Raw genomic sequence first — 20,410 nt, forward strand, 5'->3', positions numbered from 1 at the left:
CTGGCGACAGCTCCTACCCTTGCGAAGCCCATCGTAAATATGTGAAACATCTTCCAGCAGTCCTTAATTTTATACCAAATTTTAGTATATTTAACTACATATCAGTTCTTACCACAAAATCCAGAAAACATGAAAATTACAGTCATAGGAGCGGGTGCTGTTGGCGCAACCACGGCAGACAATTTAGTAAGGAGAAACATTGCCGAAGAGATTATTCTTTTGGATATCAAAGAGGGCGTTGCCGAAGGAAAAGCGCAGGATATGATGCAGACATCGGCCCTCTTGGGATTCGATAGCCAGATAAAAGGCGTTACCAATGACTACCTTCAAACGGCGGGATCTAGCGTGGCCGTAATAACCTCTGGCATTCCGCGCAAACCCGGAATGACACGCGAGGAGCTTATCGGCACCAATGCCGGCATTGTAAAGACTGTCGTCGAGAATTTATTGAAATATTCACCCGATATTATCATATTGGTGGTCTCTAACCCGATGGATACCATGACCTATCTCGCGCTGAAGTCGAGTGGTTTACCGAAGAATAGAATTATAGGTATGGGCGGAGCGCTGGATTCAGCTCGCTTCAAGTATCAGCTTTCCGAAAAGCTGAATGCCTCCGCGAATGATCTGAACGCTATTGTTATCGGCGGCCATGGCGATACCACCATGATTCCACTCATCAAGCACGCCACGTGGAACAGCATTCCGGTAAGCAGTTTTCTAACGGAAGAGGAACAGGATGACATCGTCAAAAAAACAATGATAGGGGGTGCAACCCTGACCTCATTGATCGGGACCTCTGCTTGGTATGCACCAGGCGCAGCCGCGGCAGCCATGGTCGAAAGTATTGTACGCGATCAAAATCGCCTGTTTACCGCCTCTGTCTATCTGGAAGGCGAACTGGGTGAGGAAGACATCACTATCGGAGTGCCCGTCATTATCAATAAAAACGGTTGGGATCGGATTATCCCGATTGCATTGTCCAGCGAAGAGCAGCAGGCTTTTAAAAAGAGTGCCGAAGCTGTGCGAACGATGAATCAGGTATTAAAGGATAATCAAATCATATAAGTTCTACGAAGCAAGTGCTTCTTATGGGGTGTGCTGGATACGCTATCAAATAAGCTTTTTTAAGGCAAAGGCGGGGATACAACTGAAATTTTGAGTAGTTTAGGGCATGCAAAAAATTCCTTTGGAAATCCTCGAACTTCAGGGTGATGGATATCATCTGCTCGTGCATGTAGAACTATTTGATCAACCATTTAAAATGGTGCTGGATACCGGCGCCTCCAAAACCGTATTGGACAAAAACACCCTGCTCCACTCGGGCATTTCGGAAGACAAATTTCACAACACAGACATCCTATCCACAGGCTTGGGGACGAATTCCATGCAAAGCTTTATGCTGGAAATTCCGCTATTCAAAATCAACAATTGGCAACACAAAAATTTTACCACTGCCGTTCTTGACCTCAGTTCGATCAACTTCGCTTATGAACAAATGAATTTTGAACCTGTAATTGGTGTACTAGGTGGCGATATTTTGCGGCCCTTTGGCGCTAAAATTGATTACGCATCAAACATCCTTACCTTGCGGTCCAGGAAGCTGAAATTTAAATAACCGTCGGTGAATGTGCAGACGGATGTATGTATAGTACGCCAAGGAAAGCACGATCCCCGCACCCCCCATAATATATAGGGTGTTTTTTATACCAAAGTATTCTGCGGTAGCGCCAACAAAAAGGGCGCCGATAGGCGCTACACCTTGGAAGGCCATCACATAGTAGCTTATTGCCCGCGCGCGATAGCTGGGTACGGCATGCGTTTGGATATAGGTATTGATGGATGAATTTTGCATCATCATAGCCATGGAAACCATCATGGTAAAGATCAGTGCAGTCGGCAAGAAATGCGCGAAGGCAAGCAAGCACAAAGAGATACCCATTAAAAATGCTGAAAAGAGTACGCGGTACCGAAGGTTCTCCCCAGTTTTTAATCGCGCCATACTGATTGCACCTATCATGGCTCCGAATCCAGCCGCACTTTCAAACCACGAAAAAGTAGATTCATCGCCGCTGAACAAATCTTTTGCAACCGCAGGCAAAAGCGAAGTGTAGGGAATAACCAGCAAGCTGGAAAAAGTAAGTACCACGATAAGGGAAGAAATATGCGGTGAGCGTCTCAGATAACTGAAACCTTCGGTTAGCCCACGCCAATTACTTTCCTTCGTTAACTTGGAAGGATCTTCCTGTACACGCATCAGCATAAGACAAATAATAACGGGCACAAAGCTCACGAAATTCACCCCGAAACAAACAAACTCCCCGTACTTCGTTAGCAATATACCCCCGATAGCGGGGCCTACCATACGCGCAGCGTTAAAGATAGATGAATTCAGCGCTATCGCATTTGGCAAATCGCGGCGGTTTTCGACGAGAGAAACAATTAACGACTGCCGCCCCATCACATCAAATGCATTGATAATACCCTGGATAAACCCGAGTAAAGAAAGCAAAAAAACCGTCTCCCAACGCATACCTACTACCAGCGTGAGCACAGCAGCTTGAATCATCAAGCCAACTTGCGTAATAAATACCAGTTTATATTTCTTATGTCGATCGACAAATGAACCGATAAAAGGAGATAAAATAAGTGATGGCAGAAGGGAGACAAATTGCACAAAACCTAGCCAAAAAACAGAGTTTGTCATCTCGTATACCAACCAGCTGATGGCTACGCGTTGCATCCAAGTACCTAACAAAGAAATAGCCTGACCCAGCACATGCAATCGGAAATTGGGGTAGGAAAGGGATCGAAAAATATCCATCAAGGGCAAAAAAATGTTTTGATCAAACCTGTCGAGATTGAAAAATAATATAGCTATTTTTGTAACGCGTAGGAATACGTTATGTTTTAAATCTTTTTATTTTAGTATAAATCCCCCATTACATGAAATTTTTTATTGATACCGCGAACTTAGCGCAAATCAAGGAAGCTCAAGACCTTGGTGTTTTGGACGGCGTAACCACCAACCCTAGCCTAATGGCAAAAGAGGGAATCAGTGGTGAAGAAAATGTTATCAATCATTACAAAGCCATTTGCGATATCGTTGAAGGAGATGTCAGTGCGGAAGTCATATCGACAGACTATGAAAACATGGTCAAGGAAGGTGAAATTCTTGCCGCGCTTAACCCCAAGATTGTCGTTAAGGTTCCGATGATCAAAGATGGCGTAAAGGCGATCAAATATTTTAGCCAAAAAGGAATCAAGACAAACTGTACGTTGGTTTTTTCGGCTGGCCAGGCACTCTTGGCTGCAAAAGCTGGAGCAACTTATGTATCTCCCTTTATTGGCCGCTTAGACGATATCTCGGTAGACGGTCTAGCTCTTATTGAAGAGATCCGTTTGATATATGATAACTACGGTTTCACCACACAAATTTTGGCTGCATCAGTACGCCACAGCGCGCATATTCTAGGATGTGCAAAGATCGGAGCTGACGTTATGACAGGACCTTTATCAGCGATTGTATCCTTGCTAAAACATCCATTAACCGATAGCGGACTAGCACAATTCTTAGCCGATCACGCGAAAGCTGCCGGACAATAAGCGACGACTCCTATCGTATTTGTATAGACTAAAGCAGGCCCTTTCTTGACAAAGAAGGGGCCTGCTTTTTGCTTTCCACTGCTGAAACTTGCCCTCCCCATCTCCCTTAAACATGAAAAATTCCCGCGTCTATGTAGGACGTTAACCCACAGAAATTCGGAAAAAGCATATGCGATGAGAGAATCCATACGCCTGCCGCCTCCCTCTTCAAGTCAATATCATCCTGTACTTTTTACCCCCTATGATCACGGAAAATCGCCTTCCAAAAAATCCATATGTCGGGAACACTCCATGCATGTGCCTCCAAAAAGATAATTCCGTTTTCGTGTAAAAATGTGTAAATTTACAGGTATCATGACAAGTGTAAGAACCGAGAAAGAGCAGCATTTTATCAAGCTGCTGAAACATAATGCGCTTAAAGTTACACCGCATAGATTGCGTGTTTTGGAAGAAATAACGCAAAAAGACGCAGCTATATCGCAGCCCGATTTGGAAAAAATCGTAGGCAAGGAGATTGACCGTGTGACCTTGTATCGTATACTTTCAAGCTTTGAAGAAAAGGGCATCGTACATAAAATATTTGATCTGAACGGAACGGCCACCTATGCGATTTGCAGTGCAGATTGCAGCGCTGATCATCACCACGACCAGCACATACATTTCATCTGCTCGGTATGTAACAGTGTGTTTTGTTTAGAGGAAATTTCCCTTCCCAAAATTCCTATTCCACCAAATTTCACCCTACATGGGCTTGCACTGAACGCCGTGGGCCTCTGCGATAATTGTCAAAAAGAGGTGTAAAAGCCCCACACAGCACCCTATAATATCAAGCGTGATTTCGAAAGAAGTCACGCTTTTTTCTTGATAAAACCACACAAAATAATCGCGAAATTATTTTATCAGATTTTACATAAAACACTGATAATTAAACTATTAAAGATGATAAAATATAACACAACTATAAGTATGTACATTTTAGCAAACTCATAAAATGCAGCAATTTTTACGCAGTATGCCGTAAAAACGCGCCAGACAAACCTCCCCATAATGACGATTTAGCATTTTAAATATTAACAATTTAATAATCAGCAGATTATATCAGCTAAAATAAACCTATTATAAACAAATGATTAATACACGCGTTGGAGGGGGATTTTAAAGCCAGAGATAGAACATTTTTTACGTATCTTAGTTTATAGATTAATGCCACGATTGCAACGCTGTGCATCAATCTATCCACCCCTCCCCTACGCTCGAAAAAAAATAGATACGAACGTGCGAAGTGGGATAAATTTTAAAACGCATGAAGCAGAGAAAAGATAACCCCTACAAAGAAGTATTAACCCAACTTATTGTAGACATATTTGAGAAATCCAACAACAGCCCGTTAAACTATAAGCAGCTTGCAGCAAAGCTAAACCTTGGTGATGCCGACTCTAAAGTCGCAATCGCCGACATCCTATCCGACGCCTCTCGATCCGGCAAATTCCTGCAAATTGAGCGAGGTAGGTTTAAGCTTCGCCAATTGAATGTATACGTACAGGGAAAGGTCGACATGACGGCAGACGGATCGGCCTATATCGTACCCGATGATGAATTTGAAAGCGACATCTATGTAGCCCCTCGAAAACTCAGACAAGCACTCCATAATGATATCGTGAAGGTACATGTTTACGAGCGGAGCAAAGGTAGAAAACGCGAGGGTGAGGTTGTCGAAATTTTGAAGCGCGCCAAAACCGATTTTACGGGCACGATCGACCGCACCGATACGTTCGCCTTTTTTCTACCGGACGACAGAAAGATGATCCATGATATTTTCATTCCATTGGACAATCTCAATGGCGCAGCCAACGGAGAAAAAGTGGTGGTGTCAATCCTGGAGTGGCCTAAGAATGCAAAAAATCCTATCGGAAAGGTGAAGAGCATTCTCGGAAAAAAAGGAGAGAACAACACGGAGATGAATGCCATCTTGGCAGACTTTGGATTTCCGCTAAGCTTCCCCAAGGAAGTAGAGGTAGAGGCCGACCAAATACCCGACACCATCTCCGCTGAGGAGATAACGAAGAGGCGGGATTTCCGTGATATCTCTACCTTCACGATCGATCCTTTTGATGCGAAAGATTTTGATGACGCGATCTCTTTTCGAACTTTAGAAAATGGCAACTACGAAATCGGCGTCCACATTGCCGACGTCTCACACTATGTCATTCCCGACACCCCTTTGGATAAAGAAGCCTATCAACGCGGAACATCGGTTTACTTAGTCGATCGGGTAATCCCCATGCTTCCTGAACGACTCTCTAATGGCGTATGTTCATTACGCCCCCATGAAGCGAAGCTTTGCTTTTCCGCAGTATTTGAAATGGATGATAAAGCAACGGTCATCGATCAATGGTTTGGACGAACCGTTATTAATTCGGATCGTCGCTTCACCTATGAAGAAGCGCAGGAGGTAATTGAAACGAAGGCTGGTGATTTTGCAGCAGAGATTTTAAAGCTGAACGAGCTAGCCTACATTTTGCGTGAACGCAAATTTAAGAACGGAGCAATTAGCTTTGAGAGCGAGGAAGTGAAATTTCATTTGGACGAACATGGCAAACCGCTTGGCGTATATACGAAAGTGCGAAAAGACGCCCACAAGCTTATCGAAGACTTTATGCTGCTGGCCAACAGAAAGGTCGCCGAATTTATCGGCAAGCAAGGGCGTGGCAAAAACAAATTGACGTTTGTATATCGCTTTCACGACACCCCGAACCCAGAAACGCTAACGACCTTTTCGCAATTTGCCTCCCGCTTTGGTCATAAGTTAGCTATTAAAAGCGATAAGGAGACCGCCAAATCACTGAATGCCTTAATGACGAAGATTGAGGGCAGCAAAGAACAAAACCTATTGACATCACTCGCTGTGCGCTCTATGGCAAAAGCGGTATATACCACGAAGAGCACGAGCCATTACGGGTTGGCATTCGACTATTATACACATTTCACCTCCCCTATCCGGCGTTACCCTGACGTCATGGTGCATAGACTCTTGCAATTCTACCTAGACGGCGGGCAAAAGGCGAATGCCGAACACTACGAGAAGATGGCGGAACATGCTTCGCAAATGGAAAAGAAAGCGGCAGAAGCCGAACGTGCATCCATTAAATACAAACAGGCGGAGTTCCTTCATGATCAAATCGGCGTTGAATATACAGGTATTGTATCTGGTGTTACCGAATGGGGGATGTATGTGGAGATCGAAGAAAACAAATGTGAGGGTATGGTGCGCCTACGCGACATCACAGATGATTTTTACACGCTGGATGAAAAAAACTACGCCATCATTGGTCAGCGCAAGAAGAAGAAATACCAGCTCGGCGATGAAGTACAAATCAAGGTCAAAAAGGTTGATCTGGAAAAACGGCAAATAGACTTCACGCTGTTAAGCTAACAAAATACTATTGTCTTTCCTGAGCTGTGTATGCGCAGGAAGGACAATAGCAACTCCAAAAGAGCTACCTAAGTTCTTGAAAAAAGACAGCCAGCCCTCCCCCGCCAGATCTTCAAAAAAAATTAACACACAACACTTTACTGTTTAGATATTAATCATTATCTTTGCGGACTTTAAAATTAATTTTTACAAATTAAAAAAACAAAAACAGGTAAATGCCTACTATTCAACAATTAGTTAGAAAAGGTAGAGTAGCTCTGGTTGACAAGAGTAAGTCACCAGCGTTGGACAGCTGTCCACAGCGAAGAGGCGTGTGTACGCGTGTATACACTACTACCCCTAAAAAACCAAACTCAGCAATGCGTAAAGTAGCTCGTGTACGTTTAACAAACGGTAAAGAGGTGAATGCTTACATCCCAGGTGAAGGCCACAACTTACAAGAGCACTCTATCGTGTTAATCCGTGGCGGTCGTGTGAAAGACTTACCAGGTGTACGTTACCACATTATCCGTGGTGCATTGGATACATCAGGTGTTGCAGGCCGTAACCAACGTCGTTCTAAATACGGAACAAAACGCCCTAAACCAGGACAAGCAGCAGCCGCTCCTGCAAAAGGTAAAAAGAAATAATTAAACGGAGGAAAAGAAAATGAGAAAGTCAAAACCAAAAAAGAGAATCATTTTACCTGACCCGAAGTTTAACGATACTCAGGTAACACGTTTCGTAAACAATATGATGTTGGATGGTAAAAAGTCAACAGCGTATTCTATTTTTTACGATGCTGTAGAATTAGTAGAACAAAAAACACAAGAGAGTGGTCTTGAAGCTTGGAAAAAAGCGTTGAACAACGTTATGCCAGCTGTAGAGGTTAAGTCTCGTCGTGTGGGTGGTGCCAACTTCCAAGTTCCTATGGAAGTTCGTCCAGAGCGTAAAATCGCTTTAGGTATGAAATGGTTAATTTCATATGCACGCAAACGTGGTGAAAAAACTATGTACGAGAAATTAGCAGGAGAAATCATTTCAGCTTCTAAAGGTGAAGGTGCTGCTGTGAAGAAGAAAGAAGATACGCACAAGATGGCGGAAGCTAACAAAGCGTTCTCACACTTCAGATTCTAATTTTGAAGACAACGAATAAAATATGATGACACCGACTGTCAATAAGCATCACAAGCCTTATTACAGTCGGTGTACTTATTTCTTTCAAACAACATTGCACAAAAACAAGCTTTCAAAGCAAACTGCATAAATATATTATGGCAAGAGATTTAAAATTCACTAGAAACATCGGTATCGCTGCCCACATTGATGCTGGTAAAACGACGACAACTGAGCGTATTCTTTACTACTCAGGTGTTAACCACAAAATTGGTGAGGTGCACGAAGGTGCTTCAACAATGGACTGGATGGAGCAAGAGGCTGAGCGTGGTATCACGATCACTTCTGCTGCGACAACTGTATTCTGGAACTACCGTGGCAATAAATACCAAGTAAACGTTATTGATACCCCAGGTCACGTTGACTTTACCGTAGAGGTAAACCGTTCTTTGCGTGTACTTGATGGATTGGTATTCTTGTTTTCGGCCGTTGATGGTGTTGAGCCGCAATCCGAAACAAACTGGCGTCTAGCCGACAACTATAAAGTGCCCCGTATTGGTTTCGTTAACAAAATGGACCGCTCTGGTGCTGACTTCTTGAAAGTTGTTAAGCAAGTTAAAGATATGTTGGGATCAGAAGCCGTAGCATTACAATTGCCTATCGGTGCTGAGGACTCATTCACTGGTGTTGTTGACTTGATCAACAACCGTGGTATCGTTTGGAATGAGCATGATAAAGGAATGACCTTTACAGAAGTGCCTATCCCTGATGATATGGTTGATGAAGTAGCGGAATACCGTGAAAAATTATTAGAAGCTGTTGCTGGATACGATGAGTCGTTGATGGAGAAATTCTTTGACGATCCAAACTCGTTGACAGAACGCGAAATCTTAAACGCTTTGCGTGCTGCTGTATTGGATAACTCCATCGTTCCTATGGTATGTGGATCATCTTTCAAAAACAAAGGTGTACAAACCATGTTGGATCTTGTGATGGAATTATTGCCTTCACCTTTGGATTCAGAAGGTGTAAAAGGTACGCATCCTGATTCTGGCGAAGAATTGCTTCGTAAGCCTAGCGTGAGCGAGCCTTTCGCAGCATTAGGTTTCAAAATTGCAACAGATCCATTCGTAGGTCGTTTATGTTTTATCCGTGCTTATTCTGGAAAATTAGACGCAGGTTCTTATGTCTTGAACACACGTTCAGGAAACAAAGAGCGTATCTCGCGTATCTTCCAAATGCACGCTAACAAGCAAAACCCTATTCCTTTTATCGAGGCTGGTGATATTGGCGCGGTAGTAGGTTTCAAAGATATCAAAACAGGTGATACGCTATGTGACGAAAAAGCACCTATCGTGTTAGAATCTATGGTGTTCCCTGAGCCGGTAATCGGTTTGGCGATCGAGCCTAAGACACAGGCTGACGTTGATAAATTGGGTATTGGTCTTGGTAAACTAGCAGAAGAGGATCCTACATTCGTTGTTAAATCTGACGAAGAGACTGGTCAAACTGTAATCTCCGGTATGGGCGAGCTTCACTTAGAGATCTTGATCGACCGTTTGAAACGCGAGTTCAAAGTAGAGGTTAACCAAGGTGCTCCTCAGGTAGCTTACAAAGAGTCTATCAAAGGTACTTCTGAGCACCGCGAGGTTTACAAAAAACAATCCGGTGGTCGTGGTAAATTTGCAGATATCAAAGTTGTGGTATCCCCTATCGACGAAGATTATGACACATCGAAATCTGCACTTCAATTTGTGAACGAAATCGTGGGTGGTGCTATTCCAAAAGAATACATCCCTTCTGTACAAAAAGGTTTCGAAAGCTCATTGAAAAATGGCGTGTTGGCTGGTTACCCGCTATCCGGCATGAAAGTTCGTTTGATTGATGGATCATTCCACGCAGTCGATTCAGACTCTCTATCGTTCGAATTGGCAGCTAAAATGGCTTACCGTGAGGCATTGCCGAAATGTACCCCAGTATTGATGGAGCCTATCATGAAAGTGGAAGTGTTAACACCAGAAGAAAACATGGGTGATGTTATGGGCGACTTAAACCGTCGTCGTGGTCAGATGCAAGGTCTTGATTCACGTAACGGAGCACAAGTTATCAAAGCCTTGGTACCACTTTCTGAAATGTTTGGTTACGTAACACAATTACGTACGATCACTTCGGGCCGTGCGACATCAACCATGGAATTTGATCATTACGAAGAAGCACCACGTAACGTTGCTGACGATGTAATCGCAAAATCAAAAGGCAGAGTTAAAGGATCTGTAGAATAATCCTTATCTAAAATAAACCGACCTCCTGTTGTGAATAGCTCTAACGGGAGGTCATCTTAAAAACAAATAAAAATGAGCCAAAGAATCAGAATTAAATTGAAATCTTACGATTACAATTTGGTTGACAAGTCAGCTGAGAAAATCGTAAAAACAGTAAAACCTACAGGTGCAGTAGTTAGTGGTCCTATTCCATTACCTACGGAGAAAAAAATCTATACCGTTTTACGTTCACCACACGTTAACAAAAAAGCACGTGAGCAATTCCAATTGTGTGCTTATAAGAGATTGTTGGATATCTATTCATCAAACTCAAAAACTGTTGATGCCTTGATGAAACTTGAATTGCCTTCAGGCGTTGAAGTTGAAATCAAAGTGTGATAGATTTCAAGTACTGAAAAAATAAAAGAGGCTACCGAATCGGTAGCCTCTTTTGCATGCTGGTATCTTGTGCCTAGAATTGGAAACCAACGCCAAACGACAATACGCGGTTGGATCTTTTGTTTTCAGTGTTATAAAGGCTCGTCAACCCGAGTCCATAACCGGCATTAATTAAAAATCCGTTTGATAACTTGTAACCCGCCATAAAATTGGCACCAGCGTCAATGACTTTCATTTCATCATCAGCACCGCCGAAGTTAATATCTGTTTCGATATCTCCAGAACCGAACTCCGTCTCTCCACGATTTTTTTCCTTACCGCTTACATTAAAGCCAATATAAGGTCCAGCACCTAAAAAAACATTTCCTGATCCCGCAGGAATCCAGTACACCGCATTAACAGGAATTTCGATTGACATCGTATTGATGGTATTGGTACCGTCAAAACCTGCTATGCTTCCACTTAATTTGCTACCTTTCCCTTGTAAAGATACGCCGGGTTGTATAGAGAATTGTGGCGCTACTGGTAAGTCCGCAAAACCGGTCACGTAAAATGACGGATTCATTTTCTGTAAATCGCTATAGCCAGAACTTAAACCACTATACTTACCTAAGTTCAAACCTGCTTTTAGACCCCAGCTCGTTTGAGCTTGTGCGCCTGCAGCTAATAATAATGCTGCTCCTAAAGAAAGTAAAATCTTTTTCATACTCTTTATTTTTGTTTTACAAGGGTGGTATTGCAACATTCAGACCAAAAATAAACAAGCACTTGAAAACAGTATTTATACAACTGATTATAAGCAGCTTAATTACTTTACAAAACCGATTACCATCCCGTAATAATAGCCGTAAACCTATGGCCCGGTTACGCACAAAAAAATATGTAGAGAAACTTTTAAAATAAGCGTTGTAAATATGAAAACTAAAGTTTATTTTTGCATTCCCTTAGGGGATAAAGGGTCGGATGGCCGAGTGGCTAGGCTGAGGTCTGCAAAACCTCCTACAGCGGTTCGAATCCGCTTCCGACCTCGTTTTATTGACAATAAAAAGACACAACAATGGGAGTTACACGTTTAAAAAGAAAAGATAGAAGAAATAAAACTGTTTCACGTGTGGAAGTTCAGTTTTTGAAATTAGGCCGCAATATTGAGCTAGGTTCGAAAAGCCAAATGCCAAAGAAAAGCCAAATCACGAAGAACAACGAAATTTTGAATGCACTAGCTACCGACGCTAAGTAAGGCTATTCAAGAAAGAGATAAAAAAGGAGAACGGAAATGTTCTCCTTTTTTATTAATGTGCCTCCAAGAGCTCTTTCAACGCTTTTACTAGCTCGCGCGAGGTCTGCCAAGTGGGTTCATTCATCCCATCCAGAGCGTCAGATTCGAAAGCCATACGCGATTTGACCGAAATCTTTGCGGAGCTATGCACCGACTTTGCGCCCGTCTTCCGTATAAGGTCTATTATATTGCTAGCATTCACTCCAGCCCCGGGCATAATTTCGATCCGGCCATCGGCTTGTACTATCAGTTCGCGAAGTAATTCTTGCCCCTCATCTGCGGTGTTTCTCAATCCGGAAGTCAAGATCCGATCAAAGCCAAGTGCAATCACATCTTCCAAAGCTTCAGTGGGGTTTTGCGTGCGGTCGAAAGCGCGGTGAAATACCACCGTCATCGGTTTCGCCAAAGCGACGAGCGCCGCATTGCGCGCATGATCTACGCCACCATCCGGGGAAAGAATCCCGAACACCACGCCGTTGCAGCCGGCCTGCTTGCAAAAGCTGATATCCATTTTCATTTCTTCAAACTCCTCATCGCTATATACGAAATCACCCCCTCGTGGACGTATTAGTACATGCATACCAATATGCAAAAGGTGTCGGGCACGTGCTATCTGTCCGTAGGAAGGCGTGATACCCCCATTCTCTAAATTTTGGCAAAACTCCACACGACTCGCTCCCCCAAGTTGCGCCTGCAGGGCGGAGTATGATGAGTTGGAACAAATCTCTAATTTGATCCCGTTTATTTCTTTTTCTATGACATCCATAGAACAAATTTGCCAATTTTCCCGAGGCTACGCAGCGATACAGCTGGGAGTTTTTATCGAATTATGATAACAACCAATAGATCAGTACGTTATTTTAATAAAAACAAAACTATTTGAATCCTTGCCTTGTTATAACAACTCGTGCTAAACCGTATAAAGTGAAATCTTTAATCGTTATTCGTCATGACAATAATATCTAGAGAAATCGAAATCCAAGACAAGCTATCCAATATCTTTGAGGAGCTTATGGACCGTAAAGAACTTATCCACGATGAATTGGTACAATCGCGGCAGAGTTATACACAGATATGTGACAAGCATATTTTTTCAGGCTTTTCCTCGGAAACAGAATGGATAAACGCCACGGAGCATCACGAGCAAAAGTTTCGGGAGTATGATGTACACTGCTATCTTGTAGACGTCTTGTCAGACTACAGGGATATTGAAGGGTATTTTCCGGAGTATATCGATATGCTAGCTAACGTAGAAACGATTATGCTAAGGTTTGCGCGTGAGGAGCAATACGAGATTTCGGCCATTATTAAGCTTTGGTTGGGCAAGCTCATCAAATCGCTCTAGAAAAGGCATGCATGAACGAGAACGTTCGTTCATGCTTATACGATCACATGGTGCTTAACGTTATAGGAAGCGTATATTGAACGCGTACCTGCCGCCCATTTTGTATACCCGGAGACCATTTTTTAGCACTTTTTAATATCCTGACAGCTTCTTGCCCGGTGCCAAAGCCAAGGTCGCGTAAAACTTTTATATCTGTTAGACTCCCATCACGCTCCACTACGAAAGAGACCAGTACACTGCCTTTTATGCCTTGCTGTAAGGCGGCATCAGGATAGACATAATGCTTACCAACCCATTGCACGAACGCTTTCATACCCCCAGGTGGCTCAGGCATAACTTCAACAGCGATAAAAGCTGCGTTGCCATCGGCAGATCCCGTTGTCTCGCCGGATGCTGTACCAGTCATCGCACCTTCTTGCTTCGTTGGTCCAAACTCGCCGTTAGCAAGATAAGTCCCTCCTTCCACCTTTTTCAAGGTGATACGCGCAGTCATCTTATCTTTCATCTCGTCTTGCGTGGCCATTTCCTCCGTCGCGTGATGTGCGCTCGTTACGATAGGCTCGACAGCACGGATCAGATCGATCGCTGGTGGATCGTGCGCAATCTGTTGGATGGGCTTGGCTTCCGGTATCAGCAACTCCTCTTCTTTCGGCAGATCAGGAACTTTTAAATCATCATCCAAAATCACGGCTGTCTCCTGATAGGTCACGGTAGGAAGAACTGCCTTGGGCATATGGTCGTAGGCAAATTTAGCACCTACTAGCACAATGACAACTCCGCTAACGATAAACAGGGCTCGGTTGGTAGCGAGCGCCGCATTCCTTCGTAGATCATAAGCACCGTACATACGATTTCGGGATGAGAATACTACATCCAACCATTCCTTTTCATAGATATCTAATTTGTTCGTCCACATAGCAAGTAAATTTTAAGGTTTACATTCGTTACATACATGATGCAAACGCCTGTTACTTTTCATAAAATTTTCTACAAAGCAGTGTGAGCCTCGAAATCAGAAAGAATAGGGGGAAGAATAGTATACGCGAAAAATAGCGGCGATAACGGCAACTACACGTGCATACGCGCGAGCGGCGTCACATCTTGCGCGACAAATGATTTTTGCAGGTATTTTTGATAGCCCGCAATGGCAATCATGGCGGCATTGTCGGTACAATACTCGAATTTCGGAATAAACACGTTCCACCCTAAACGGTCGCCCGTTTCCAATAAGGCCTTACGCAATCCCGAATTGGCCGATACCCCACCGGCGATAGCAATTCGGCTTACGCCCGTCAGCTTTGCTGCTTTTTTGAGCTTATTGAGCAAGATAGAGACGATACGCGATTGCACCGACGCACAAACATCGGCCAGCTGTTCTTGAAGAAAGTTTGGATTTATTTTTTCCTGTGCCTGCACCATATACAAAATTGCCGTCTTCAGTCCGGAGAAACTGAAATCCAAATTTTCAATCTGCGGTTCGGGAAGTTGAAAAGCATGGGGATTACCTTCCTTTGCATATTTATCGATAAGAGGGCCACCCGGATAAGGCAGGTTTAATATCTTCGCGGTTTTATCGAAGGCTTCACCCGCCGCATCGTCCAGCGTTTGCCCGAGGAGCTCCATTTCGAAATAATCCTTCACCAACACAATTTGCGTATGCCCCCCAGATACCGTCAGGCATAGAAAAGGAAATTCAGGTTTGGGATCGTCAATAAAATGGGCTAAAATATGCGCTTGCATATGATTAACCTCTATCAAAGGAATATTACGAGCCAGAGCAAAGGACTTCGCAAACGAGGTTCCAACAAGTAATGCACCTAAAAGTCCGGGGCCGCGCGTAAAAGCTACCGCATCAATATCATTTTTATGTATTTTTGCCTGCACAATGGCCTGATCGACGGTTGGAATGATATGTTGTTGATGCGCACGCGAAGCAAGCTCGGGAACAACGCCCCCGTATTTTGCGTGGATTGCTTGACTAGCAATAATATTTGACTTAATTTCACCGTCTATACAAATAGAGGCTGAAGTTTCATCACAAGAGGATTCGATACCGAGGATTATAGCCATTGCGCGAAGTATTAAACAGAACACAAAAATATCAAAAAAATACTAAAAATAACGCTTGTTACCTTGCTTAGCATCACCTTGCTAACAGTAGGTGTGATCTTTGCGTTGCGCTACCCCTCCGTCCAAACCTATGTAAGCAAGAAAACCGCAAATTACCTTAGCGAGCAGCTGGGAACAAAAATATCGGTCGGGAACGTGTATATAAACCCGTTCCGATCGGTAGAAATAAAAGGACTAACCGTAAACGATCGGAAAGGGAAAAAGATGCTGTATGCCAAGAGCATAACGGCCACTTTTTCGCTGGCGAAGCTATTTAATAATGAATTTGAAGTACGAAAACTTAGCTTAGAAAACGCCTATTTCCAGTACGAGATCTATAAAGATAGCACCAACCTCAGCTTTCTTATAAACTACTTTGCACCGAAGAAAAAAGGACCGAAAAAAAGTAAGTCGAAGCTTTCAATCAACCTGAGACAGGTTCAACTTCACGACAACCATGTTAAATTGGTCGATCACCGCTGGTCCAGAAAGCACAACGGCCTCAACTTCAATGACCTCGATATTCAAGGCATCTCTGGATTGTTGGACGAAATCCAGTTTAACGAACAGGAGCTGCAAGCCAACATCGAGCAATTAACCTTCAACGATAAGAGCGGGTTGCATGTGCGTGAGCTCTCCGCTAAATCGTACATATCCGCTAAAAAGATGACTTTTAAGGAGTTAACTTTACGCACAAGCCGTTCGAAAATTGGAAACTACCTGCAGTTTGAATATGATCACTTTGCCAGTTTTGAACACTTTGTCGACAGTGTGCATGTAACCGCAACCTTGGATCAGGCCTTTCTTGATTCCCGAGATATTGCATTTTTCGCTCCGGATATGTCTAAGGTTCGTTTCTTGACGACCATCCAGCAAGCCGAGCTGTGGGGAACGGTGGCCGATATAAAGGCACGATCCGTCAACCTAAAGACTGGAAAGCAAACCGCATTCCAGGGCAATCTTCGAATCGCTGGTCTTCCCGATATTGAGCGCACGAAATTTGATTTCGATATCAAGAGGCTCGTTACCTCAGCAAACGATTTAGAAAGCTTAGTCCCCGACTTAGCGGATATGCGTAGCTTTACACTACCTGCACAACTGCATAGACTGGGCAATATAAGCTATACCGGAGATCTGGATGGCTATTATCATAATTTTACCCTTGATGGAAAAGCCGAAACGGGTCTCGGATTGATCGACGCTAAAGCAACAGTGGCCATCCGCCCTACCCTACAATATGCAGGGCAGATCAACAGCTCGAATTTTAATATAGGAGAGCTCCTAAATGCAAAAAGCTTAGCGACAGCTGGTTTCGACTTTCAATTTGACGGCACAAGTTCCGACAAGCTCTCCCTTCAACTTGCTGGTCAAGGACGGTTTCATAACTTTTTTTTTAAAGGGTATGAATATGATCAAATACTGTTCGAGGGGGAGATACAAGACCGGCTGTTCACCGCAACAGGCAGTATTCAGGACGAGCAGGCAAAACTGGAATTTGACGGAGAGATCGACTGGGACACGGAAACACCTATTTATACACTTTCATCAGATATAGAGGTGCTGAACTTAAAAGACCTCCGCCTATTTACAGAAGATAGCATCGTGGTGAAGAAGTCTAATCTGCGCGCAACGATGCATGGCAACTCCTTGAATTCGCTTAATGGCCATATCTATTCAGATCATATTCAATTTCAATCTTCCCGTGGAGAATTTGTTATGGATTATCTTGATTTTAACTCCGAGGGTGATGAACAGTCGAAACTGCTAACGTTGAAGTCGGATGTGGTCGATGGTGTATTGAATGGGCAGATCGACCTCAATACAATAGCCGCTTATTTTCGTTCGCTCGCGATGCGTTATGCGCCTGCGATCAATATTGATGCGGCACCATACAATCCGCAAAACTTCGATCTTCAGGTTACCATAAAATCTTTTGATGCCGTATCCGCACTCTTTGACCCGAACTTACGGTTGGAAGATGGCGCGAATTTAAAAGCTACCTTTTCATCAGCCGATTACACGGCAAACTTCAGCGCGTTTAGTCCTGTAGTATCTTATAAGGGTTTGAAAATAACTAATCTTGCCTTGTCGGAACAGGCGGATGATAAAGCCTTCTCGCTATCGGTCTACGCCGATAGACTCAGTATGTCAGACTCGGCTTATGTGGAGCATGTTAGTATGCATAATACGTTGGCTAATGATAGCTTACATTTCAAGATGACACTCTCCGAGAACGATCGCGCCAACTATCTAAATCTAAACGGAAACATCCACTTTGCGCAGAATAAGCCCGCATACATAAAATTCGATAGATCAGAAATAGTCTTGAATAGGGAGCAATGGACCATCAATGAAGACGCTGATCTACGGGTATCCAAAGGCAAGTTTTACTTGAACAACCTCTTGATCATACGTGATAAACAGCAGATCAGTCTAAACGGCATACTGTCTGACGATGATGCCGATCGTTTAGATATAGCCTTTAGCGACTTCAGTTTATCATCCTTAGCGGGTGTTACCAAGCCAATGGGCATAGAATTGCAGGGCAGCATGAGCGGTGACGTGCATGTACAATCGGTGTTCAAGAAGCCTACCTTATCCACGGACATCAATACAACGCCAATCATCTTCAATAACCTTCCTATCGGCACCCTAAACATTCGCGCAGATTTTGATCCAGCAAGTGGACTTATGCTGTTGAGCTCCAAATTGCAGGATATCGATGGACGAGGGATAGATCTAGCCGGTACCTACGATTTAAAATCATCTCAAAACGCCTTGCGCTTGCGCGGAAAAATCAACGATTTGGATATTGGTATTTTACAGCCCTTTTTAAAAAATCTGGTCTCCAATGTATACGGGAAACTGAGCGGAGACCTGACGATTGAAGGCACCATAAGGCATCCAAAAATTAACGGCAGCTCAACGATACCCGAAGCCTCATTTTTAGTAGACTATCTTCAGACCCGGTACCAGCTGACCAATCAGAGTTGCCTGATTCACGATAACCGCCTCCTTTTAAACAACTGGCGTTTTAGCGACATCAACCGTAGTACAGCAACAGCGAAAGGGTACATTGATCTGGATAATCTCACTAATCCAGTTTTAGATATTAATGTCGACGCTAAAAACTTCCAGATTTTAAATACCGGGAGGAAGGATAATGAACTATTTTTCGGAACAGCGTATGCCTCGGGCAGGTTTGGCTTTAAGGGCCCGGTAAATGCGGTCATTATTGACATCAATGCCACATCAAACCCGAACACGGTGATCACGATCCCATTCAACAGCTCCCTGAAAGTAAGTGATAACGATTTTTTTTACTTTACGACACCAGACTCGGCAAGTTTGGAAGCGCCCCTTTCCAAACAATTGTTTGAAGGCCTCACGATGAATATGGATCTCAATTTGACCAGAGATGCGGAGATCAACTTAGAGAACAATATCGGATCGTTAAAAGGCTTGGGTACGGGAAGCGTTTCCCTGCGTATGGCGAGCGTGGGCGATTTTGAGATGTTTGGCGATTACCTCATTTTAGCAGGGAAATTTCATTTCACAGCGCAGGATTTTTTTAATAAGTTTTTTGATCTGAAAGAGGGAGGCACGATTCGCTGGGCCGGAAAGCCGGGCGAAGCAACGGTGAACCTAAGTGCCACCTACCAGCAACGCACATCTGTGGCGCCGCTATACAACGCGGCAGGCAGAACGGAAAACAACGACCGAATCTTAGCGCAAGCAGACATGATTTTGAAAGGTACTCTTTCCCAACCGGAAATTTCATTTGATCTCAACTTCCCACAAGATCCCTACGTAAAAGATGAGCTTCAAGGCTACTTGAGTGATGGAAATAATGTAAACCAGCAGGCTATCAGTTTGATTGTGCGCCGAAGTTTCACCCCGGCGTCTACCCAAGAATTTGGCCGCGAAGTGAATAATACCCTATTATCTGCCGGAACAGAAATCGCCTTTAACCAGTTGAATAGTATCATTTCGCAATCCTTGAATATGAACTTCTTAGACCTCAACATCCGTTCCTTCAATGACGCATCGGCATCCTTACGCTTCTTTGATGATCGGTTAATTTTGACGGGCGGTGTCAGTGATCGAAGTCGTAGCCAACTGAACGATCTTACGGTGTTTTCCGATCAGATTGCCACCGACGCGGAGATCACGTTTCGGCTTCGTCAAGATGGCAACCTCGTATTGAGGGCATATAATCGGCTTAACACGCGGAACTTCCTGTTCACGCCATACAGCGACTACATCAGCGCCGTAGGGGTTGTTTACAGGCAAGAGTTTAACACGCTCGGTGAGTTTTGGCGAAAGCTATGGATCTGGAATGAACGAAAACAACGCGCTGACCAATACGTGGTGCCCGACAGCTTAAGCGCCAACTAGCCCAGCAGCATTTTCACAAGCTCTTGCCATTCATCAGCAAGATCACCTTTGTAGACGGGTTGACCTGCCCGTCCATACCAATACTTCGCGTTCCATAGATCACCTTCCACCCGGTGCAGATAAGCATGAACATGTGCTGATGTCTGATCATCCAGTTGATCGATCAAGTCGTGCGCACGGTTCCAATCACCCTTCCCCTCAAACCATAAAGCTTTAAGATGAACATTTAACACTGCAGGTACTGTTTGATCTGATTTTATGCTTTGTGAAAACTTTTCAAAATCCATAGAAAAACGTCTAATTTACGAACGCCATTACTGGCGATTGCTGTAGAAATATACATTTTTATTTGAAAGGACATACTAATTATTGTAAAGAGAACGTTAGAAATAAGGTTTGTAACAAAAATATTATAATAGATAAGATGAACGTGCGTAGCTGATTTTTGTTAGAACTGTAGATAATGGTACTCAAATTAATAACTAAAA

At 43.6% G+C, this 20,410-nt stretch carries 18 protein-coding genes and 1 tRNA gene; 13 read left to right on the forward strand and 6 right to left on the reverse strand.

Annotation, left to right across the window (positions count from 1 at the left end):
- Positions 1-129: 129 nt before the first annotated feature.
- Both B0I21_RS13770 and B0I21_RS13775 read left to right on the forward strand, forming a co-directional pair.
- A complete protein-coding gene (locus B0I21_RS13770; RefSeq protein ID WP_133641062.1) occupies positions 130-1,068 on the forward strand; it encodes a malate dehydrogenase in 939 nt (312 codons plus the stop codon).
- 106 nt (positions 1,069-1,174) lie between these two features.
- Positions 1,175-1,618 (forward strand): retropepsin-like aspartic protease, encoded by a 444-nt coding sequence (locus B0I21_RS13775; protein ID WP_133641063.1) that lies wholly within the window; start codon positions 1,175-1,177, stop codon positions 1,616-1,618.
- On the opposite strand, the gene B0I21_RS13780 is transcribed toward B0I21_RS13775, so the two are convergent.
- Positions 1,574-2,824, reverse strand: coding sequence for an MFS transporter (locus tag B0I21_RS13780; RefSeq protein WP_133641064.1), 1,251 nt, complete (start codon positions 2,822-2,824; stop codon positions 1,574-1,576). The genes B0I21_RS13775 and B0I21_RS13780 overlap by 45 nt on opposite strands.
- 122 nt (positions 2,825-2,946) lie before the next feature.
- Between B0I21_RS13780 and fsa the strand changes: the two genes are divergently transcribed.
- From fsa to rpsJ, 7 genes are all read left to right on the forward strand, one after another.
- Complete coding sequence (gene fsa / locus B0I21_RS13785; RefSeq protein ID WP_133641065.1) at positions 2,947-3,606, forward strand: fructose-6-phosphate aldolase; 660 nt, start codon at positions 2,947-2,949, stop codon at positions 3,604-3,606.
- Between the two features lie 354 nt (positions 3,607-3,960).
- Positions 3,961-4,407: a Fur family transcriptional regulator gene (locus tag B0I21_RS13790; RefSeq protein ID WP_133641066.1), complete on the forward strand. Its 447-nt coding sequence runs from the start codon at positions 3,961-3,963 to the stop codon at positions 4,405-4,407.
- A gap of 502 nt (positions 4,408-4,909) precedes the next feature.
- Positions 4,910-7,039, forward strand: a complete 2,130-nt coding sequence (rnr, locus tag B0I21_RS13795; protein WP_133641067.1) for a ribonuclease R — start codon at positions 4,910-4,912, stop codon at positions 7,037-7,039.
- A gap of 215 nt (positions 7,040-7,254) precedes the next feature.
- Positions 7,255-7,668, forward strand: a complete 414-nt coding sequence (rpsL, locus tag B0I21_RS13800) for a 30S ribosomal protein S12 (RefSeq protein ID WP_002993550.1) — start codon at positions 7,255-7,257, stop codon at positions 7,666-7,668.
- A gap of 19 nt (positions 7,669-7,687) precedes the next feature.
- Positions 7,688-8,155: a 30S ribosomal protein S7 gene (gene rpsG, locus B0I21_RS13805; protein WP_037500026.1), complete on the forward strand. Its 468-nt coding sequence runs from the start codon at positions 7,688-7,690 to the stop codon at positions 8,153-8,155.
- 137 nt (positions 8,156-8,292) lie between these two features.
- Positions 8,293-10,416 carry an elongation factor G gene (fusA, locus tag B0I21_RS13810; protein WP_133641068.1) on the forward strand — a complete coding sequence of 708 codons (2,124 nt, stop codon included), beginning with the start codon at positions 8,293-8,295 and terminating at the stop codon, positions 10,414-10,416.
- Positions 10,417-10,488: 72 nt separating this feature from the next.
- Positions 10,489-10,794: a 30S ribosomal protein S10 gene (gene rpsJ / locus B0I21_RS13815; protein WP_002993539.1), complete on the forward strand. Its 306-nt coding sequence runs from the start codon at positions 10,489-10,491 to the stop codon at positions 10,792-10,794.
- A 73-nt stretch (positions 10,795-10,867) separates the two neighbouring features.
- Here rpsJ and B0I21_RS13820 read toward each other — a convergent pair whose 3' ends face one another.
- On the reverse strand, positions 10,868-11,500 hold the full coding sequence (locus tag B0I21_RS13820; RefSeq protein WP_133641069.1) for a porin family protein: 633 nt from the start codon (positions 11,498-11,500) through the stop codon (positions 10,868-10,870).
- Positions 11,501-11,751: 251 nt separating this feature from the next.
- Here B0I21_RS13820 and B0I21_RS13825 point away from each other — a divergent pair.
- Positions 11,752-11,822, forward strand: a tRNA-Cys gene (locus B0I21_RS13825).
- Between the two features lie 29 nt (positions 11,823-11,851).
- The gene (locus B0I21_RS13830; RefSeq protein WP_133641070.1) at positions 11,852-12,031 is read left to right on the forward strand and encodes a spore protein; all 180 of its coding nucleotides are present in this window, start codon (positions 11,852-11,854) and stop codon (positions 12,029-12,031) included.
- Between the two features lie 52 nt (positions 12,032-12,083).
- Here the strand turns inward: B0I21_RS13830 and B0I21_RS13835 are convergent, their stop codons facing one another.
- Positions 12,084-12,836 (reverse strand): copper homeostasis protein CutC, encoded by a 753-nt coding sequence (locus B0I21_RS13835; RefSeq protein ID WP_133641071.1) that lies wholly within the window; start codon positions 12,834-12,836, stop codon positions 12,084-12,086.
- Between the two features lie 183 nt (positions 12,837-13,019).
- Here B0I21_RS13835 and B0I21_RS13840 point away from each other — a divergent pair, with 183 nt between their 5' ends.
- On the forward strand, positions 13,020-13,415 hold the full coding sequence (locus B0I21_RS13840; RefSeq protein WP_133641072.1) for a hypothetical protein: 396 nt from the start codon (positions 13,020-13,022) through the stop codon (positions 13,413-13,415).
- Between the two features lie 43 nt (positions 13,416-13,458).
- Here the strand turns inward: B0I21_RS13840 and B0I21_RS13845 are convergent, their stop codons facing one another.
- The gene (locus B0I21_RS13845) at positions 13,459-14,331 is read right to left on the reverse strand and encodes an energy transducer TonB (RefSeq protein ID WP_133641073.1); all 873 of its coding nucleotides are present in this window, start codon (positions 14,329-14,331) and stop codon (positions 13,459-13,461) included.
- 152 nt (positions 14,332-14,483) lie between these two features.
- The gene (gene tsaD, locus B0I21_RS13850; RefSeq protein WP_133641074.1) at positions 14,484-15,485 is read right to left on the reverse strand and encodes a tRNA (adenosine(37)-N6)-threonylcarbamoyltransferase complex transferase subunit TsaD; all 1,002 of its coding nucleotides are present in this window, start codon (positions 15,483-15,485) and stop codon (positions 14,484-14,486) included.
- A gap of 39 nt (positions 15,486-15,524) precedes the next feature.
- Between tsaD and B0I21_RS13855 the strand changes: the two genes are divergently transcribed.
- Positions 15,525-19,922, forward strand: coding sequence for a translocation/assembly module TamB domain-containing protein (locus tag B0I21_RS13855; protein ID WP_449448554.1), 4,398 nt, complete (start codon positions 15,525-15,527; stop codon positions 19,920-19,922).
- Here B0I21_RS13855 and B0I21_RS13860 read toward each other — a convergent pair.
- Positions 19,919-20,209 (reverse strand): hypothetical protein, encoded by a 291-nt coding sequence (locus B0I21_RS13860; protein ID WP_133641076.1) that lies wholly within the window; start codon positions 20,207-20,209, stop codon positions 19,919-19,921. The two genes, B0I21_RS13855 and B0I21_RS13860, sit on opposite strands and share 4 nt — an antisense overlap.
- Positions 20,210-20,410 lie beyond the last annotated feature (201 nt).

The sequence above is a fragment of the Sphingobacterium paludis genome (assembly GCF_004364125.1).
GTDB classification, from domain to species: Bacteria; Bacteroidota; Bacteroidia; order Sphingobacteriales; family Sphingobacteriaceae; genus Sphingobacterium; species Sphingobacterium paludis.

Excerpts from the sequence above, each read along its gene's own strand:
- B0I21_RS13770 (WP_133641062.1), top strand. The coding sequence starts at position 130 with ATGAAAATTACAGTCATAGGAGCGGGTGCTGTTGGCGCAACCACGGCA.
- B0I21_RS13775 (WP_133641063.1), top strand. The coding sequence starts at position 1,175 with ATGCAAAAAATTCCTTTGGAAATCCTCGAACTTCAGGGTGATGGATAT.
- B0I21_RS13780 (WP_133641064.1), bottom strand. The coding sequence starts at position 2,824 with ATGGATATTTTTCGATCCCTTTCCTACCCCAATTTCCGATTGCATGTG.
- fsa (WP_133641065.1), top strand. The coding sequence starts at position 2,947 with ATGAAATTTTTTATTGATACCGCGAACTTAGCGCAAATCAAGGAAGCT.
- B0I21_RS13790 (WP_133641066.1), top strand. The coding sequence starts at position 3,961 with ATGACAAGTGTAAGAACCGAGAAAGAGCAGCATTTTATCAAGCTGCTG.
- rnr (WP_133641067.1), top strand. The coding sequence starts at position 4,910 with ATGAAGCAGAGAAAAGATAACCCCTACAAAGAAGTATTAACCCAACTT.
- rpsL (WP_002993550.1), top strand. The coding sequence starts at position 7,255 with ATGCCTACTATTCAACAATTAGTTAGAAAAGGTAGAGTAGCTCTGGTT.
- rpsG (WP_037500026.1), top strand. The coding sequence starts at position 7,688 with ATGAGAAAGTCAAAACCAAAAAAGAGAATCATTTTACCTGACCCGAAG.
- fusA (WP_133641068.1), top strand. The coding sequence starts at position 8,293 with ATGGCAAGAGATTTAAAATTCACTAGAAACATCGGTATCGCTGCCCAC.
- rpsJ (WP_002993539.1), top strand. The coding sequence starts at position 10,489 with ATGAGCCAAAGAATCAGAATTAAATTGAAATCTTACGATTACAATTTG.
- B0I21_RS13820 (WP_133641069.1), bottom strand. The coding sequence starts at position 11,500 with ATGAAAAAGATTTTACTTTCTTTAGGAGCAGCATTATTATTAGCTGCA.
- B0I21_RS13830 (WP_133641070.1), top strand. The coding sequence starts at position 11,852 with ATGGGAGTTACACGTTTAAAAAGAAAAGATAGAAGAAATAAAACTGTT.
- B0I21_RS13835 (WP_133641071.1), bottom strand. The coding sequence starts at position 12,836 with ATGGATGTCATAGAAAAAGAAATAAACGGGATCAAATTAGAGATTTGT.
- B0I21_RS13840 (WP_133641072.1), top strand. The coding sequence starts at position 13,020 with ATGACAATAATATCTAGAGAAATCGAAATCCAAGACAAGCTATCCAAT.
- B0I21_RS13845 (WP_133641073.1), bottom strand. The coding sequence starts at position 14,331 with ATGTGGACGAACAAATTAGATATCTATGAAAAGGAATGGTTGGATGTA.
- tsaD (WP_133641074.1), bottom strand. The coding sequence starts at position 15,485 with ATGGCTATAATCCTCGGTATCGAATCCTCTTGTGATGAAACTTCAGCC.
- B0I21_RS13860 (WP_133641076.1), bottom strand. The coding sequence starts at position 20,209 with ATGGATTTTGAAAAGTTTTCACAAAGCATAAAATCAGATCAAACAGTA.